The sequence below is a fragment of the Amycolatopsis sp. NPDC059235 genome, from assembly GCF_042754125.1.
GTDB classification, from domain to species: Bacteria; Actinomycetota; Actinomycetes; order Mycobacteriales; family Pseudonocardiaceae; genus Amycolatopsis; species Amycolatopsis albidoflava.
Map to the genome: position 1 here is coordinate 1 of NZ_JBHZAG010000108.1, position 16,784 is coordinate 16,784.

Here is a 16,784-nt window from a genome sequence, read left to right on the forward strand (position 1 = left end):
TGTCAAGGCGGGAAAGATGCCTTGACAAGCACCCCCGCGCCGCGTTTTTGGCTTCGTATCGGGGTGCGGGGGTGGGGTGGGTGCCTCGATGGTTGGGTGCATCGGTGCGGTTTGGGGCTTGCGCCCCGATGAGGTTTCTTAGTCGCGCGTGGGTTCTAGACTCAGTCGATGGGCCTGGTGCGCGGTGCCAGGCTGACGGACCTTCTGCCTGGCGAGTGACGCAGCTTGTCTCGTCGGGCGGTGCTCCGCGTCTCCCTGGCCAGTATCGATGCAACGAACTCGGTCGCGTTGCTGAGAAGATCCCAATGTGGCGTTGGGTGCGTGCGACGCACCGAACGCCACATTGGTTGCGTCGCGGTGGGGGTGGGGCGGTCCGTGAAGGGCACCTTGAGAAGTCCGTGAGGGGGCACTCATGGACATCGGCGGGCTGTGAGGGGGCCCTCATGGAGCTCGGCGGGTCGTGAGGGGACCCCTGAGGGAATCAGAGTCCCTCAGGGGGTCCCCACGGACGGCGGCGGGCGGGTTCGACTGTGCGTGCTGGACCGGCACCTGCGCGTCGAGTTGCTAGCCGCGTTCGATGAGGTGGCCTACTACTTCCGGGCCGGGGTGGGCGTGGCCTGAGCCGTCGCGGCGGAGGTCGATTTCGGGGAGTTCCACGGGGTCGCCGGTGCGGCTCGCGCCTGCGGGACGCGGGCCGATCCAGGCGACTTGTACTTGGGTTTCTCCCTTGAGGAACCGGTGGGTTCGCACGCCGCCGGTGGCTCGGCCCTTGGCGGGGTATTCGCTGAAGGGCGTGACCTTCACGCTCTGGCCCGTCGCGGTGACGACCATCGGTTCGCCGTGTTCTTCGTCGTCGGTGCGGATGGCGCCGAAGAAGACGGCGGTGTTGTTCGCGGACAGTTTCACTCCTGCCATGCCGCCGCTCTTGGTGCCTTGCGGGCGGATCAGGCTTGCGGCGAAACGCAGCAGGGACGAGTCCGACGAGACGAAGGCCAGGGTTTCGTTTCCGTCCGTCAGCCAGGTCGCGCCTACGACTTCATCGCCCGTCTTGAGGGTGATGATCTCGAACTCGTCCGACCGCACTGGCCAGTCTGGGGCGCAGACCTTTACGACGCCGGCGCGGGTGCCGATGGCCAGGCCTGGCGAGTCTCCTGCTTGCTCGCCGAGCGGGGCGATGCCTACGACGCGTTCGCCCTTTTCGAGCGGTACCAACTCTTTTGCTGCCATCCCGCCGCGCAGCGACACTGTGCCTGCTTGTTCTGGGAGCACCGGCAGCGGTAGGACATCAGTCTTAAAGGCGCGGCCTCGGCTGGTCACCAGCAGCACTTGGCCGCGCGCGGTGGTGTGCACGACGGCCGATACAGCATCGTGTTTGACTCGGCCGTTGCGGCGGCGGACTTCTGACGCCTCTTCGGATTCCGCTGCCGTGCGGGCGACCAGGCCGGTGGCCGAGAGGATCACCTGGCACGGGTCGTCGGCGACTTCCAGCGGGCCGGACGGCTTCGAGGCGGCCAGGACTTCCTTCAGGTCGCCGTCGATGAGGCGGGTGCGGCGTTCGGTGGGGAAGTCCTTGGCGATCTTCGCCAGCTCCGTCGAGACGAGCTTCTTCAGGACCGACTCGTCCTCGAGGATCGTGGTCAGCTCGGCGATCTCCGCACGAAGCTTGTCCTGCTCGTTTTCCAGCTCCAGCCGGTCGTACTTCGTCAGGCGGCGCAGCGGAGTGTCGAGGATGTAGGTCGCCTGGATCTCGGACAGCTTGAACTTCGTCATCAGGCCGTCCTTCGCGGCGGCCGCGTTTTCGCTTTCGCGGATCAGCCGGATGACCTTGTCGATGTTCAGCAGCGCGACCAAGAGACCGTCGACCAGGTGCAGGCGTTCTTCGCGCTTGCGGCGGCGGTAGCGCGTGCGCCGCGTGACGACCTCGTAGCGGTGCCGCAGGAAGACCTCCAGCAGCGCCTTCAGGCCGAGCGTCTGCGGCTGTCCGTCGACGAGCACCAGATTATTGATGCCGAACGACTGCTCCAGCGGCGTGAGGCGATACAAATCCGCCAGCAGCGCCTGCGGGTTGACGCCCACCTTGCACTCGATGACGAGCCGCGTGCCGTTCTCGCGGTCGGTGAGGTCCTTGACGTCCGCGATTCCGGTGAGCCGCTTGGACTTGTTGACCTCGTCGGTGATCTTCTCGATCACCTTCTCCGGGCCGACGCCGTACGGCAGCTCGGTGACCGTGATGGCCTGCCGTCCGCGGCTGCCCTCCAGCGGGCCGGTCTCGACGTTCGCGCGCATCCGGACTACGCCGCGGCCGGTTTCGTACGCCTTGCGGACCTCGTCCAGGCCCAGCAGGCTGCCGCCGGTGGGCAGGTCGGGGCCGGGGACGTACTCCATCAGCTTGTCGAGCGTGGCGTTCGGATGGTTGATCAGCCACCGCGCGGCGCCGATCACCTCGCCGAGGTTGTGCGGGATCATGTTGGTCGCCATGCCGACCGCGATCCCGGACGTGCCGTTGACCAGCAGGTTCGGGTACGCGGCGGGGAGCACCGAAGGCTCTTCGAGCGAACCGTCGTAGTTCGGGCGGAAGTCGACGGTGTCCTCGCCGAGTTCGCCGACGAGCAGCATCGCTTCGGGGGACATCCGGGCCTCGGTGTATCGGCTCGCGGCCGGTCCGTCGTCCGGGGAACCGAAGTTTCCGTGCCCGTCGATGAGCGGGGCGTTCATCGAGAAGTCCTGAGCGAGCCGGACCATCGCGTCGTAAATCGCCACGTCGCCGTGCGGGTGGTACTTGCCCATGACGTCGCCGACCACGCGCGACGACTTCACGTACGCGTGCGTCGGGCGGTAGCCGTTCTCGTTCATCGAGAACAGGATCCGGCGGTGCACCGGCTTCAGACCGTCCCGCGCGTCCGGGAGGGCGCGCGAGTGGATCACCGAGTACGCGTACTCCAGGTACGAGTCTTCGATCTCCGTCTTCAGCGGGTTGTCGAAGACCTGCGCGCCCGGCGAGTCGAACGCGCTCGGGTCGACCCGGGTCACCGGGGTCTTGCTACGGCGAGCCATGGCTCACAACTCCTTGGGAACGAACGGAAAACTCAGACGTCGATGGCGTCGCGGTCGACGCGGTCGGACGATTCGACCAGCCAGTTGCGCCGCGGCTCGACCTTCTCGCCCATCAGCAGTTCCAGCGCCAGCTCCGCGGCCTCGACGTCCTCCAGCGTGATCCGCCGGACCGAGCGCGTCGCCGGGTTCATCGTGGTTTCCCACAGCTCGTCGGCGTCCATCTCGCCGAGGCCCTTGAACCGCGGCACCGGCGTGACGACCGTCTTGCCCGCCGCTTCGAGTTCGGCGACCTTCTGCTCCATCTCGCGCTGGGTGAAGGTGAAGATGGTCTCCGAACCGCGGCCCTTCGTGGTGATCTTGTGCAGCGGCGGCATGGCCGCGTACAGCCGGCCGTCCTCGATCGCCGGGCGCATGTACTTCGCGAACAGCGTGATCAGCAGCGTGCGGATGTGCGAACCGTCGACATCCGCGTCCGCCATCAGGATCACCCGGCCGTAGCGCATCGTCGACAGGTCGAACGTGCGGCCGGTGCCCGCGCCGAGCACCTGCACGATCGACGCGATCTCGGCGTTCTTCAGCGTGTCGCCGAGCGACGCCTTCTGCACGTTGAGGATCTTGCCGCGCAACGGCAGCAGCGCCTGGTACTCCGACACCCGCGCCATGCGCGCTGAGCCGAGCGCGCTGTCGCCCTCCACCAGAAACAGCTCGCTGCGCGAGACGCCGGTGGTGCGGCAGTCGACCAGCTTCGGCGGCATCGCCGCGCCCTCGAGCGCGGTCTTGCGCCGGGCGGCGTCTTTCTGCTGTTTCTGGGTGAGCCGCACGCGCGCCGCGTCGACCACCTTCTGCAGCACGATCTTGGCCTCGGACTTGGTTTTCCGGTCCTCGGTCCAGGCGCGCAGCTGCTTGTCGACTATGCCCTGGATGACGCGCGTGATGCCCGCGGTGGACAGTTCGTCCTTGGTCTGCGAGGTGAACTGCGGCTCCGGCAGCCGGACGTGGATCACCGCGGTCATGCCTTCCAGCACGTCCTCGGTGGTCGGCGGGTCTTCCTTCGCCTTGAGCAGCCCGCGCGTCTTGCCGATCACGTCCTGCAGCGCGCGGGTGACCGCGCGGTCGAACCCGCGCCGGTGGGTGCCGCCGTGCACGTTGCGGATCGTGTTGGTGAAGCACTCCACGGTGCGCTCGTAGCCGGTGCCCCAGCGCAGCGCGACCTCGACCTCGGCGTGTCGCTCCACATTGGACTGCATGACGCCGTTGGCGTCCGCCGCGTTTTCCTTGTACGTGCCCTCGCCGGTGATCATCAGCGTGCCGCAGACGGGTTTTTCGCTGTCCGGGGCGAGGAAGTCGACCATGTCCGACAACCCGTTCGGGAAGTGGAAGGTCTCCTCGTTGATGGTGTCCTCGAACGTGGTGCGCAGCACGTACGTGACGCCTGGCACGAGGAACGCGGTGTTGCGCAGCTTCGCCCGCACGCCTTCCACGTCCAGCACCGCGCCGGTCTCGAAGTACCGCGCGTCGTACCAGTAGCGGATCGACGTTCCGCTGCGCTCGCCGCGCTTCATCTTGCCGACGAGGTTGAGCCCGGAGCGGCGGGTGAACTTCGCCTTGGCTCCGGGGCCGTCGAACACGCCGGGCACGCCGTGCGCGAACGACATCTGGTGGACCTTGCCGTCCTGCTTCACCGTGACGTCGAAGCGGTGCGACAGCGCGTTCACCGCCGAGGCTCCGACGCCGTGCAGGCCGCCCGACGTCTTGTACCCGGAGCCGCCGAACTTGCCGCCGGCGTGCAGCCGGGTCAGCACCAGTTCGACGCCGGAAAGGCCGGATTTGGCGTGCACGCCGGTGGGAATGCCGCGGCCGTCGTCGTCCACCTGGACGCTGCCGTCGCCGTGCAGCGTGACGACGATGCGCGAGGCGTGGCCCGCCACGCCCTCGTCGGTGGAGTTGTCGACGACCTCGGAGAAGAGGTGGTTGATGCCTCGGCTGTCGGTGGAGCCGATGTACATCCCGGGGCGCTTGCGAACCGCCTCGAGTCCCTCGAGGTGGGTCAGGTCATCGGCCCCGTACAGAGTCTCAGCGGTCACGAGGTCGTTCTCCCGGATCGAGGCGAGCTGTTCGGTGGGCAAACAGGCGGCCGGAGCAGGGGCCCCGGGCCGTCACCGTACTGCAGGATATCCGCACCCCCCGACAGGATCTGGCCGCTGCGCCCCCGATGGGGTCCGGCAGCGTGTCCCAGGTCACCGGTATAGTCCTGTTGGAATACATCTTCCACGCGAGTAGTTGTGCCGACAAGCAAGGTAAGAAGCAACCGGCTAGGGAGCGGTCATGCAGTTCGGAATCTTCTCGGTGGGCGACGTCACGACCGACCCCACCACGGGCGTCACGCCCTCGGAGCACGAGCGCATCAAGGCGATGGTCAAGATCGCGCTCAAGGCCGAAGAGGTCGGCCTCGACGTCTTCGCCGTCGGAGAGCACCACAACCCGCCGTTCGCCGCGCCGGCGAACCCCACGGTGCTGCTCTCGAACATCGCGGCGCAGACAAAGAAGATCGTCCTCTCGACGTCGACCACCCTCATCACCACCAACGACCCGGTGCGGCTGGCCGAGGACTACGCCATGCTGCAGCACCTGGCCGACGGGCGGCTCGACCTGATGATGGGCCGCGGCAACACCGGCCCGGTCTACCCGTGGTTCGGCAAGGACATCCGCGAGGGCATCCCGCTGGCTGTCGAGAACTACGCGCTGCTGCACCAGCTCTGGCGCGAGGAGGTCGTCGACTGGCAGGGCAAGTTCCGCACCCCGCTGCAGGGCTTCACCTCGACTCCGCGCCCGCTCGACGGCGTGCCGCCGTTCGTCTGGCACGGTTCGATCCGCAGCCCGGAGATCGCCGAACAGGCCGCTTACTACGGCGACGGGTTCTTCGCGAACCACATCTTCTGGCCGACCTCGCACTTCCAGCAGCTGATCGCGTTCTACCGGCAGCGCTTCGAGCACTACGGGCACGGCAAGGCCGACCAGGCCATCGTCGGGCTCGGCGGGCAGGCGTTCATCCGGCCCAAGTCGCAGGACGCGTGGAACGAGTTCCGGCCCTACTTCGACAACGCGCCGGTGTACGGGCACGGCCCGTCGCTGGAGGACTTCACCGAGCAGACGCCGCTGACCGTCGGCAGCCCGCAGGAGGTCATCGACAAGACGCTGACCTTCCGCGAGCACTTCGGCGACTACCAGCGCCAGCTGTTCCTGATGGACCACGCCGGCCTTCCGCTGAAGACCGTGCTGGAGCAGCTCGACCTGCTCGGCGAAGAGGTCGTGCCGGTGCTGCGCAAGGAGCTGGAAGCCAAGCGCCCGGCGCACGTGCCGGACGCACCCACGCACGAATCGCTCAAGGCGGCTCGCGAAGCCCAGTCCGTCACCGCTTGACCTGGGTTCGCCTGACTTAGTGGAGAGGTCATGACTGCACGCACTATCGCCGTGGTCACCGCGGGGCTGAGCCAGCCGTCGTCGACGCGGCTGCTGGCCGACCGGCTGGCCGAGGCCACCCGCGCCGCCTTGGTCGACGACGACGTGACGGTGAAGGTGTTCGAACTCCGCGACATCGCGGTGGACGTCACCAACAACATGCTCACCGGGTTTCCCAGTCCGCAGCTGCGGGAAGTGATCGACACCGTGACGCGCGCGGACGGCCTGATCGCCGTGACGCCGGTGTTCACCGCTTCCTACAGCGGGCTGTTCAAATCGTTCTTCGACGTGCTGGACAAGGAAGCGCTCGACGGCAAGCCGGTGCTGCTCGCCGCCACGGGCGGTACGGAACGGCATTCGCTCGCGCTCGACTTCGCGTTGCGGCCGCTCTTCGCTTACCTTCGCGCGGCAGTGGTTGCGACGGGCGTGTACGCGGCGTCGTCGGACTGGGGCAGCGTCGAGGCGACCGGTGCGTTGCAGCAACGCGTGGAGCGGGCTGGTCGCGAGCTGGCGCAGCTGGTCGCGGCAGCGCCTGAGGCGAAGCCGGATGACGAGTACGCGTCGGTGTCTTTCGAGCAGCTGCTGGCTGGTCATTAACGGCTCCTGGCAGTCAAGATCGCTTGCGGCGCCGGGGTTTCCGGATCGAGGAGCAGTTCGGCCTCGACGGTGAACCCGGCGTCGCGCAGCCAGTTCGTCATGCGTTCCCGTGGGCGGCGGTGCACCTGGAGTTTCATCGGGTGGCCGCCGTAGCCTTCGGTTTTGAGCCGGGTTTCGTCGCCGACGTGGAACAGCAGCTGGAGCAGTCCGCCGGGACGCAGGGCCTGGCGGAAGTTCGCGAAGACGTCCGGGACCAGGTCGTCCGGCAGGTGGATGACCGACTGCCACGCCACGATCCCGGCCAGCGAAGCGGTGGGCAGCGGGTCGGTCATCGAGCCGACTTCGAATCGCAGCGCGGGGTAGTCGCGCCGGGCGACCTCGATCATGCCGGGGGACAGGTCGATGCCGTACGCGGTGACGCCCAGGCCGTTCAGATAGGCCGTCACTTGGCCGGGGCCGCAGCCGACGTCGGCGACGGGGCCGTCGCTGACCTGTTCGGCGAATAACCCCAGTGCGGCAAGCAGATACGGCTGTTTGCCGAGCGCGTCACGGACGAAGACGGCGTAGTCCTCCGCGACGGTGTCGTACGAAGTCCGGGTGTCGGTGAGCCATTCCATGTCAGCCTGCCGGGGTCTGGGCGATGAGGACGGTGGCGCGCGTGGTCCAGCCCAGCGCTGAATACAGCTGTTGACCATCCGCGGTGGCGATGAGAATCCCGGTGGTCGCGCCGTGCGCCACGGAGCTTTCCGCGAGCGCGCTCATCACGACGCTGCCGAGACCGCGGCGGCGATGCTCGGGCTCGGTGGCGATCCGGTCCGCGATTGCGTCCGTGCCGACCACGGCCATGGTTCCGCGCGCCGCGACCCCCGAGGGATGCCTCAGCACGGTTTCGCACACCGTTCCGTTCAGGGCGGTTTCGCAGGTGTAGGGCGGCGGAGCCGGACGCCGTGGATGTCGGCGCAACGGAATGGTCATGAGCGCTTCGCGTTCGTCTCGCAGCTTCAGACCGGCCTCGCGCACGATCGCCTCGACCGACTCGGGCCGGTTGGTCGGCACGGTCAGCCAGGTCGGGCGCGAAGCAGTGGCCGCCTCGTTGGCAAGACTGCGCAGGACCTCGGGTTCGGCGGACAGCGCGACGATCTCGCGGTGCCGACCCGGTTGTCCGACCAGGACGTGCAGCCCGCCTCGGGCTTGTTCGGCAGGACGGAAGCCTCGGGATGCGCCCCATCCCGCCTGCCAGCGGAGGATGAGGTCAGGCAGCGATTCGACCACGCTGAGCAGCTAAGCATTCAGCACCGACAAAAACGCGCGCTCCGTCGCGAGGACGGGGGTCCAGTATGGACAGTCCGGCAAGGTTTCGCCTGGCAGCACTGCGAGCCGGACGGCACACTGACCCGATGGGATTGGGCAAGCCAGTGCGCCGGGTGCTCCTGTCGGTCGTCGGCGGGGCGCTGGTGATCGTCGGGGTCGTGCTGCTCGTGCTGCCGGGACCGGGATTGCTGCTCGTGCTCGCCGGATTGCTCGTGCTGGCCTCGGAGTTCCCGGCGCTGCAGCGATTTGTCGACCCGGTGCGGACCCGGGCGATGCAAGCCGCCGAGGAAAGCGTGTCTTCGCCGTGGCGGATCGCCGGTTCCGTGCTGGCCGGGCTCGCGCTGCTGGCCGCGGGCATCGTGTGGGGGACGGTGCGCTCCCTTCCGCTGAGCGGGTGGAGCACCGGGACGAGCCTGATTCTCTCCAGCTTGATTCTGTTCGCGCTGCTGATCTGGAGTTACCGGCGGGTGCGGGCGAAGCGAGTCTCAGGCGAGCAAGGCGGCAAGCCCTAGATAGCCGCCCCCGCCGATCACGACGCCAGCCACCGCGCCAATGGTCACCTGCGCGACGGTGTGGTCTTTCAGCTCGACGCGCGACCAGCAAACCCACGCCACCGCAAGGAAAAGCAAGGCGAGCCAGGGGTGGCAGACCTTCATCAGCATCACAGTCGACCCAGCGGCAACCATGGCGTGCATCGAGATCTTGAACTTCAGCCCAAAAGTCACCGCCAGCGCGACGACCAGACAGGCCAGCTCAGCGGCGGCCAGCGCGATCATCTCGTGCGGCGCGGAGCCGACGAGCAGCACCACGAATCCCAGCGCGAGGGAGCCGATGCACGCGGCGAACGGCACGAGCCGCCCGGCGCGGTTGGTGACGTGGTGGCTGTCCCACTTCCCGCGTTTCGCGCCGCGCACGATGACCGCCATCGGGATCAGCGAACCGGTGATGCCCACGATCAGGCCCCACAGCACGGCTTCGCCGAGTTGATGGCCGGTGACCTGCCAGGCGACCACGAGCGGCAGGCCGAGCACCCACACCCAGGGGGCGAGCACCTCCGTCGCTGCTCGTGCGAGGCGGCGGCGGGTGCCGGTGGGAGCCAGTTCGTCCGGCGGGGCGGATGGCACGGCTGGGCTCCTCGGGGCTCGGTGTCGGGGCCGGGGAATGGTATCGGGGCCGGGGAAATAAAAGCGCCTGGACCTGCGCGACTCACAGGTCCAGGCGCTCGGTTCAGCAGGCGTCAGGAGGCGTAAAGCTTCGCCACCTCCGCCGCGGACAGCGCTCGGTCGTACACGTGCACCTGGTCAACTGCCCCGTTCAGGAAGTCGACCGGGTTCCCGCCGTACTTCCCGCGCCCGATCACCGTGTGCCCGGTGGACGCCTCGCCGAGACAGACGCTCTTCGACGCAGCGAGCTGACCGTCCACGTACAGCGCGAGCTGCCCGGTAGCGGCGTCGCGGACACCGACCAGGTGGTACCAGCGTCCGGCCTCCGGCGTCATCGGCGCGAGCGCCCGCGTGCCGACGAAGCTGAACGCCAGCTTGTGGTCCGCGCCGGAGTACTGCAGGAAGAACGCGCTGTGGTCGTTGCCGTCCTGGCTCACCACGGTCTGGAAACCGTCGCCGACCGCGTTGAACTTCACCCACGCCGCGACGCTGTAGCTCAGGTCGGTCTTCGCGAGCGCGGCACCGGTGTCGGCGTACTGGCCGGAGCCGTTCACCGCGAGGGCCGAACCGCTGTGCCCGGCGGTCCAGGAAGCGCCGCCGACGAGCGTCGCGTCGTGGTGGCCCACGGTGTCGGCCGCGGTGGTGCCGCTGTTCTCGTCGAACGGATACGCGGCGATTCCGTCGATGCCGGGAGTGCCTGGCGGGATCACCGGACCCTGTTGCGGCGAACCGTCAACACCCTTGATCACCGACAGGTTCGCGGCGCGGACGGCGGCGAAGTCCATCTTCTTCACCTGACGGTCGTAGGTGAAGAAGCCGTTGACCTCCTTCTCCACGTCGGTGGTCTGCGTGTACACGCCCGCCGACACCCCGCATTGCCGTCCGGCTAGCAGCAGGCGTTGCTGGAGTTCGCCGTAGCGCCGGGTGAGCGTGGCGCTGTCCGGTTCCATCTCGTAGGCGAAGCTGCCGGCCGGGTCGAACTGGTGTCCGTCGACCTTCAGACCCAGGCCGCCGTACTCGCCGTCGACCGCGGCTCGGGTTGCGTCCGGCACCGGGGTTCCGGGGCCGGTGTAGGTGTGATCGTCGTAGAGATCGCCGCGCCCGCTGTCCGGTTCGGACCGGCAGCAGTTCACGCCCGACTCGGCGTCCACGAGCCGCGTCGGGTCCCAGGCCTTGACCTGGTCGGCGATCCGGCCGACGGCGTAGTCGCCCCAGCCCTCGTTGAACGGCACCCAGGTGACGATCGACGGGAAACTGCGGTGCTGGTCGATCATCCGGTGCAGTTCGGATTCGAAGTTCGCCTGGGACGCGGGCGTCGCCTCGATGTCGTCCTTCATCGCGGGCATGTCCTGCCACACCATGAGCCCGAGTTTGTCCGCGTAGTAGTACCAGCGGTCGGGTTCGACCTTGATGTGCTTGCGCACCATGTTGAACCCGAGCGCCTTTTCCTGCTCCAGGTCGAACTTCAGCGCGGCGTCGGTGGGCGCGGTGTAGATGCCGTCCGGCCAGAAACCTTGGTCCAGTGGGCCGAGTTGCATCACGAACTTGCCGTTGAGCATCATCCGCTGCTTGCCGTCCGCGGTCTTGCCGACGGAAACCGACCGCAGGCCGAAGTACGAGCCGACACTGTCCCCAGAGGACAGTGAGACGCGCAGGTCGTACAGGAACGGATCGTCCGGCGTCCACAGATGCGGCCGGTTCACCTTGAGCTTCAACGGAGTGTTCGCCGGTCCGGACACGCGGCCGACGACGCGGCCGTGGTCGTAGGCGACGGCTTCCACGCGTTGCTTCACCGGTCCGCCCACGACGGCGTTGACGGTCACCGAACCGCTGGCGACGTCCGGCGTGGTGTCCACTTTGGAGATGTAGGCCGGGGTCACCGGTTCCATCCAGACGGTTTGCCAGATTCCGGACGACGGGGTGTAGAAGATTCCGTCGCCGGGTTTGCGTTGCTTGCCGAGCGGTTGCCCGCCCGCGTCATTCGGATCCGTGACGCCGACGACGACTTCCTGGTCTTTCCCGGTGGTCAGCGCATTGGTGACATCCGCGGAAAACGCGTCGTAACCGCCGGTGTGGCGGGCGACCTGGTGGCCGTTGACCCACACCGTGGTGTCGTAGTCGACCGCCTGGAAGTGCAGGATCAGCCGCTGGTCTCGGCCGCCGACGTGCCAGTTCTTCGGCACCTGGAACGTCCGCCGGTACCACATCGACGTTTCGTGCCGCATGATTCCCGACAACGCCGATTCGACCGGGTAAGGCACGAGAATGCGTTCGTCGAGACTGCGGTTGATCGGCGGCGAATCGCCCGGTTTGGCGGCGGAGAATTCCCAGACGCCATTGAGGTTCTGCCAGTTGTCGCGGGTCAGCTGCGGGCGCGGGTATTCCGGAAGGGCGTTGCTCGGCGAAACCTGGTTGGTCCAGGGGGTGGTCAGGGGAGGGGTGAGGCGTTGCCATTGCGGCGGATCTGCCGCGGCGGCGGGGACACTCGACAACCCGGAAACGGCCACGGCGAGCGCGGCGGCCACCGTGGCCAAACGGCCGGGTCTGCGGGCAGGACGGACCATCGTCGAACCTCCTACTAACAGGTGGATCAGCGCGGATGGAACTGCACGGGGTTCAGGATCGGCGGGAACGGGCCAGCAGCCGCTGGATCACGACGACGACCAGCAGGAACGCGCCGCTGACCACCGTCTGGTAGTTGGAATCGAGAGTGCCGACCTGGTTGATGACGTTCTGGATCAGCGTCTTCAGCAGCACGCCGACGAGCGTGCCGACGACGGTTCCCGCGCCGCCGGTGAGCAGCGTTCCGCCGATGACCACGACGGAGATCGCGTCCAGTTCCGTGCCGACGCCGAGCACGGTGACGCCCGATTGCAGATACGCCGCGGTGAGCACGCCGGCGAATCCGGCGAGCGTGCCGCTGAGCGCGTAGAGGGTGATTTTGGTGCGGGCCACCGGAAGACCCATCAGCAACGCGGACTGTTCCGAGCCGCCGAGCGCGAAGACCGACTGGCCGAACCGGGTGCGGCGCAGCAGCAGCCCGCCGAGTCCGAAAAGGACCAAAGCGAGGTACACCGGTACGCCGACGCCGAAGATCTTGCCTTGCCCCAGCCAGAGCAACGCCGATCCCGGCTCCACTTTGTACGTTGTCGCGCCCTCGTTGGTCAAGGCCAGCAAGAGCCCGCGAGCGAACAACAACGACGCGAGCGTGACGATGAACGGCGCCATTTTCGTGCGGGCAATGAGAAGACCGTTGATGAACCCGATCAGTCCACAAACGACCAAGGGCAGCAGGATCGCGACGACCAGGCCGTAGCGAGAGCCGTACGCGGCCAGCACGCCGCCGAGCGCGTACACCGATCCAACGGACAAATCGATCCCGCCGGAGATGATCACAAAAGTCATGCCCAGCGCGATCACTGCCAGGAACGAACTTTGCAACGCGAGATCACGCAGATTGTCCGCAGACCCGAAGCGCGGGAAGGCAAACCACGCGGCGGCCACGCCCAGCACGAGTACTACGGCCGCGCCTTGGCGTTGCAGGACTGCGGCGAACGCGGCACCCCGTTCTGATGGCGGGGCGGCGGTGGTCGCGATCATCGCGTGCTCCGTTCCCGGGCGACGTACACCGCGGCGACGATGATGGCGGCCTGCACCATTTGCGCGGCGGAATCGGGCAGGTTGTGCTTGATCAGCGTGGCGTGCACCAATTGCATGAGCAACGCGCCGAACACCGTGCCGAGCACGCGCACGCGGCCGCCGGTGAGCGGAGTTCCGCCGACTACCACCGCGGTGATCGCGGAAAGCTCCATCAGCAGGCCGAGATCGTTGGGATCGCTCGCCGCGAGTCGTGCGGTGGACAGCACGCCAGCGATTGCCGCCAACGCGCCGGACATGGCGTACACGCCGATCAGGACGCGTTTCACCGGCAGCCCGGCGAGTGTCGCAGCAGGACGGTTGCCGCCGACTGCGACCAGGTGCCGGCCAAACGTGGTGCGCCGCACCAGCAATCCGGCCAGCACGGAGAGAACCGCGGCCACGAGGACCATGATCGGCACGCCGAGGACGTCGCCGGTGCCGAGCGCGAGGAAGTCCGGGTTGTGCAGCTGCACCAGCTGTCCGTGCGCGATCACCAGCGCTAGCCCGCGACCGCCGACCAGTAAGGCCAGCGTCGCGATGATCGGCTGAATACCGAGCTGCGCCACCAGAAATCCGCTGAACAGCCCGGAAGCGACCCCGGCGATCAGCGCGACCACGATCACCATCAGCGGGCCCGCGCCGAGATACAGCGGGACGAGTGCGGCGGCGACCGACATCACCGAACCGACCGACAGGTCGATGCCCTCGGTGCCGATCACCAGCGCCATGCCGAGCGCGACGATGCACACGGGTGCGGCCTGCACCAGTTGCGTGCGGAAGTTGGCCGCGGAGAGGAAGTTCTGCGTGAACGCGATGTTGAACAGCAGCAGCACGACCACGGCCAGGTACACACCGTAGTTCTGCAGCCAGCTCGTGACGCGGGCGCGGTCAGGTCTCGTCAGTGTCGCCGTCGACATCGTTGTCACCCCCTGCGGCGATGGCCGCCAGCACGTTGTCCTCGGTGACCGCGTCGCCGGCCAGTTCGGTGGCGACGCTGCCGTCGCGCAGCACGACCACCCGGTCCGCGCCGTCGAGAATCTCTTCCAGTTCGGACGAAATCAGCAGGACGCCGAGCCCGTCCTGGGCCAGTTCGTCGATGAGCGCCTGCACCTCGGCCTTGGCTCCGACGTCGATGCCGCGCGTTGGTTCGTCCAGCAGCAGCACTTTCGGACCGGTAGCGAGCCAGCGCGCCAGCAGCACCTTCTGCTGGTTGCCGCCGGACAGCTCGGACACCTTCTGCTCCGGGCTGGACGCCTTGATCCGCAACCGTTCCATGAACTTCTTCACCACCCGGTCCTGTTTGGACCGGCTGACGAAGCCGAAAGTGGACAGTCGCGGCAGCGCGGCGAGCACGATGTTCTCGCGCACGGACAGGTTCGGAATGATCCCGTCCGCCTTGCGATCCTCGGCCAGCAACGCGATCCCGGCTCGCATCGCGGCGGAGATCTTCCCGCGCTTCAACGGCTTTCCGGCTATCAGTACGGTGCCGCCGTCGAGCGGGAACGCCCCTACGACGGCTCGCGCAGTTTCGCTCCGGCCAGACCCGAGAAGCCCAGCCAGGCCGACAACCTCGCCCGGCCGGACACTCACCGAAACGTCGTGCAGCTTGTTCCCGCCGGATAAATGAGAGGCCTGCAGCAACGGTTCCTTCTCCGCATGATGCTCCTCGCCGAACGCGGTGACGCCTTCAGCGCGGATCTGCCGGATCTCCCGGCCGAGCATCATCGACACCAGTTCAATGCGCGGCAACGGCTTCAGAGGTCCACTGTGGACCACGCGGCCGTCGCGCAACACCGTGACGCTGTCGCACACCCGATACAGCTCGTCCATCCGGTGGCTCACGTAGAGCACCGAGATGTCGTCGGCGTGCAACCGGGCTAACACCTCGAACAGGGTGTCCACTTCGCGCGGTTCGAGCGACGAGGTCGGCTCGTCCATCACGACTACACCGGCCTTTGTGGACACTGCGCGGGCCAGCGCGACCATCTGCTGCGCCCCGACCGCGAGCGTGTGCAATGGACGTCGCACATCGGTGTCGATCCCATAACCGCTGAGCAGTTCGCGCGCCTGCTCGTTCATCGCCGACCAGTCCACCAACCCGGTGCGGGTGCGCGGTTCCCGGCCGAGGAAGACGTTGCTCGCCACGCTCATCAGCGGGACGAGGTTGACCTCCTGGTAGATGGTGGAGATCCCGGCGCGCTGCGCGTCGATCGGCTTGCGGAAATCGACCGGCTCGCCGAGGTGGCGGACCTCGCCCTCGTCCGGCCGGTACACGCCGGTGAGGACTTTGATCAAAGTGGACTTGCCCGCGCCGTTTTCCCCGACCAGCGCGTGGACTTCGCCGCGGCGCAGGCTGAAGGAGACGTCGTCGAGGGCCACGGTGCCGGGGAACCGCTTGGTCACCCCGGTCACCTCGAGCACTGGTGCGGTCATGGTCGCCACCTCGGTGTCGGCCGTGCTCGTCATCAGTACGCGTTCCCGACCTTCTGGGCCGCGTTCGATTCGTCGTAGGAGTCGTCGGTGATGACGATGCTCGGCGGGATCGGCTTGCCGTCCTCGAACTGCTGCAGCGTCTGGAACGCCAGCTGCCCGAACCGCGGGTTCGACTCGATGACCGCGTTGTAGCTGCCGTCCACGATCAGCTGCACCGCGTTGCGCGTGCCGTCGACGGACACGACCTTCACGTCCTTGCCGGGGTTCTTGCCCGCGGTCTTGAGCGCGTTGACCGCGCCGATGCCCATCTCGTCGTTCTCCGCGTACACGGCGGTGAGGTCCGGATGGCTCTGGATCAGCTGTTCCATCACCGACTGTCCCTTGGACCGGTCGAACTCGCCGGTCTGCTCGGCGACCACGGTCAGGCCGGGCGTCTTCGCGAGTTCGTCCTTGAAGCCCTTGGTGCGGTCGGTGGTCACGTTGTTGCCCGAGGATCCGAGCAGGATCGCGACCTTGCCGTTGCCGCCGGTCGCCTTCGCCAGCGAGGCGGCCGCGCGGTGGCCCTGTTCGATGAAGTTGGACCCGATGAAGGTCAGGTAATCGGTGCACGCCTTCGACGTGACCTGCCGGTCGATGGTGACCACCGGGACCTTCTTCGCCTTCGCCGCGTCGAGCGCGGGCTGCAGGCCGTCGGAGTTCAGCGGGGCCACGATGAGCAGCTGCGCGCCCCGGTCCAGCAGCGATTTGATGTCCGAGATCTGCTTGTTGAGGTCACTCTGCGCGTTCGTGGTGAGCAGGTGGTCGGCCGGGATGCCGAGCTTGCCCGCCTCGCTGCGGATGGATTGCGTCTCGGCGATCCGGAACGGGTTCGCCTCTTTCTCCGACTGGGAGAAGCCGACGATCGCCGTCTTCGGGTCGAGCTTCGGGTATCCGGTCTTGTCGATGGTGCAGCCGTCGGCGCTCGGCGCGGCGGACGCGGCCGAGGCGGCCGGGCCGGAGCCGTTGCTTTGCGCGGCCGGGGTTTCCTCGCGGCTGGTGCAGCCGGCGAGCACGAGTGCCGTGGCGGCGCCGGCGACCAGAGCGAAGCGGGCAGGGACGGACGGGGACACGGCGGACTCCTCGCAGCCG

13 protein-coding genes are annotated in these 16,784 nt (G+C 67.5%); 3 read left to right on the plus strand and 10 right to left on the minus strand.

Annotated elements, in window-relative coordinates; all coding sequences use genetic code 11:
• Positions 1 to 564 precede the first annotated feature (564 nt).
• Positions 565 to 3,054 carry a DNA topoisomerase (ATP-hydrolyzing) subunit A gene (locus tag ACFXI3_RS41175; RefSeq protein ID WP_378407122.1) on the minus strand — a complete coding sequence of 830 codons (2,490 nt, stop codon included), beginning with the start codon at positions 3,052 to 3,054 and terminating at the stop codon, positions 565 to 567.
• A gap of 32 nt (positions 3,055 to 3,086) precedes the next feature.
• Positions 3,087 to 5,138, minus strand: coding sequence for a DNA topoisomerase IV subunit B (locus ACFXI3_RS41180; protein ID WP_344268984.1), 2,052 nt, complete (start codon positions 5,136 to 5,138; stop codon positions 3,087 to 3,089).
• Between the two features lie 241 nt (positions 5,139 to 5,379).
• Here ACFXI3_RS41180 and ACFXI3_RS41185 point away from each other — a divergent pair, with 241 nt between their 5' ends.
• Together ACFXI3_RS41185 and ACFXI3_RS41190 are read left to right on the plus strand one after the other, a co-directional pair.
• Entirely contained in the window at positions 5,380 to 6,474 is a 1,095-nt protein-coding gene (locus tag ACFXI3_RS41185) for an LLM class flavin-dependent oxidoreductase (RefSeq protein WP_344268988.1), read from the plus strand.
• Between the two features lie 30 nt (positions 6,475 to 6,504).
• The gene (locus ACFXI3_RS41190) at positions 6,505 to 7,110 is read left to right on the plus strand and encodes an FMN reductase (RefSeq protein ID WP_344268991.1); all 606 of its coding nucleotides are present in this window, start codon (positions 6,505 to 6,507) and stop codon (positions 7,108 to 7,110) included.
• Here ACFXI3_RS41190 and ACFXI3_RS41195 read toward each other — a convergent pair.
• Together ACFXI3_RS41195 and ACFXI3_RS41200 are read right to left on the minus strand one after the other, a co-directional pair.
• Positions 7,107 to 7,727 (minus strand): class I SAM-dependent methyltransferase, encoded by a 621-nt coding sequence (locus ACFXI3_RS41195; protein ID WP_378407125.1) that lies wholly within the window; start codon positions 7,725 to 7,727, stop codon positions 7,107 to 7,109. The two genes, ACFXI3_RS41190 and ACFXI3_RS41195, sit on opposite strands and share 4 nt — an antisense overlap.
• 1 nt (position 7,728) lies before the next feature.
• Positions 7,729 to 8,382: a GNAT family N-acetyltransferase gene (locus ACFXI3_RS41200; protein WP_378407127.1), complete on the minus strand. Its 654-nt coding sequence runs from the start codon at positions 8,380 to 8,382 to the stop codon at positions 7,729 to 7,731.
• A gap of 125 nt (positions 8,383 to 8,507) precedes the next feature.
• Between ACFXI3_RS41200 and ACFXI3_RS41205 the strand changes: the two genes are divergently transcribed.
• Complete coding sequence (locus ACFXI3_RS41205) at positions 8,508 to 8,933, plus strand: PGPGW domain-containing protein (protein WP_344269000.1); 426 nt, start codon at positions 8,508 to 8,510, stop codon at positions 8,931 to 8,933.
• Here ACFXI3_RS41205 and ACFXI3_RS41210 read toward each other — a convergent pair.
• From ACFXI3_RS41210 to ACFXI3_RS41235, 6 genes are all read right to left on the minus strand, one after another.
• Positions 8,907 to 9,545 carry a hypothetical protein gene (locus ACFXI3_RS41210; RefSeq protein ID WP_378407129.1) on the minus strand — a complete coding sequence of 213 codons (639 nt, stop codon included), beginning with the start codon at positions 9,543 to 9,545 and terminating at the stop codon, positions 8,907 to 8,909. The two genes, ACFXI3_RS41205 and ACFXI3_RS41210, sit on opposite strands and share 27 nt — an antisense overlap.
• Positions 9,546 to 9,658: 113 nt before the next feature.
• Positions 9,659 to 12,148 (minus strand): LamG-like jellyroll fold domain-containing protein, encoded by a 2,490-nt coding sequence (locus ACFXI3_RS41215; protein WP_378407131.1) that lies wholly within the window; start codon positions 12,146 to 12,148, stop codon positions 9,659 to 9,661.
• A 52-nt stretch (positions 12,149 to 12,200) separates the two neighbouring features.
• Positions 12,201 to 13,184, minus strand: a complete 984-nt coding sequence (locus ACFXI3_RS41220) for an ABC transporter permease (protein WP_344269009.1) — start codon at positions 13,182 to 13,184, stop codon at positions 12,201 to 12,203.
• Positions 13,181 to 14,140 carry an ABC transporter permease gene (locus ACFXI3_RS41225; RefSeq protein WP_344269012.1) on the minus strand — a complete coding sequence of 320 codons (960 nt, stop codon included), beginning with the start codon at positions 14,138 to 14,140 and terminating at the stop codon, positions 13,181 to 13,183. Before ACFXI3_RS41225 ends, ACFXI3_RS41220 begins: the two co-directional genes overlap by 4 nt.
• Positions 14,112 to 15,689 carry a sugar ABC transporter ATP-binding protein gene (locus ACFXI3_RS41230; RefSeq protein WP_378407133.1) on the minus strand — a complete coding sequence of 526 codons (1,578 nt, stop codon included), beginning with the start codon at positions 15,687 to 15,689 and terminating at the stop codon, positions 14,112 to 14,114. The genes ACFXI3_RS41225 and ACFXI3_RS41230 overlap by 29 nt, the downstream gene beginning before the upstream one ends.
• Entirely contained in the window at positions 15,689 to 16,765 is a 1,077-nt protein-coding gene (locus ACFXI3_RS41235) for an ABC transporter substrate-binding protein (RefSeq protein WP_344269018.1), read from the minus strand. The genes ACFXI3_RS41230 and ACFXI3_RS41235 overlap by 1 nt, the downstream gene beginning before the upstream one ends.
• Positions 16,766 to 16,784 lie beyond the last annotated feature (19 nt).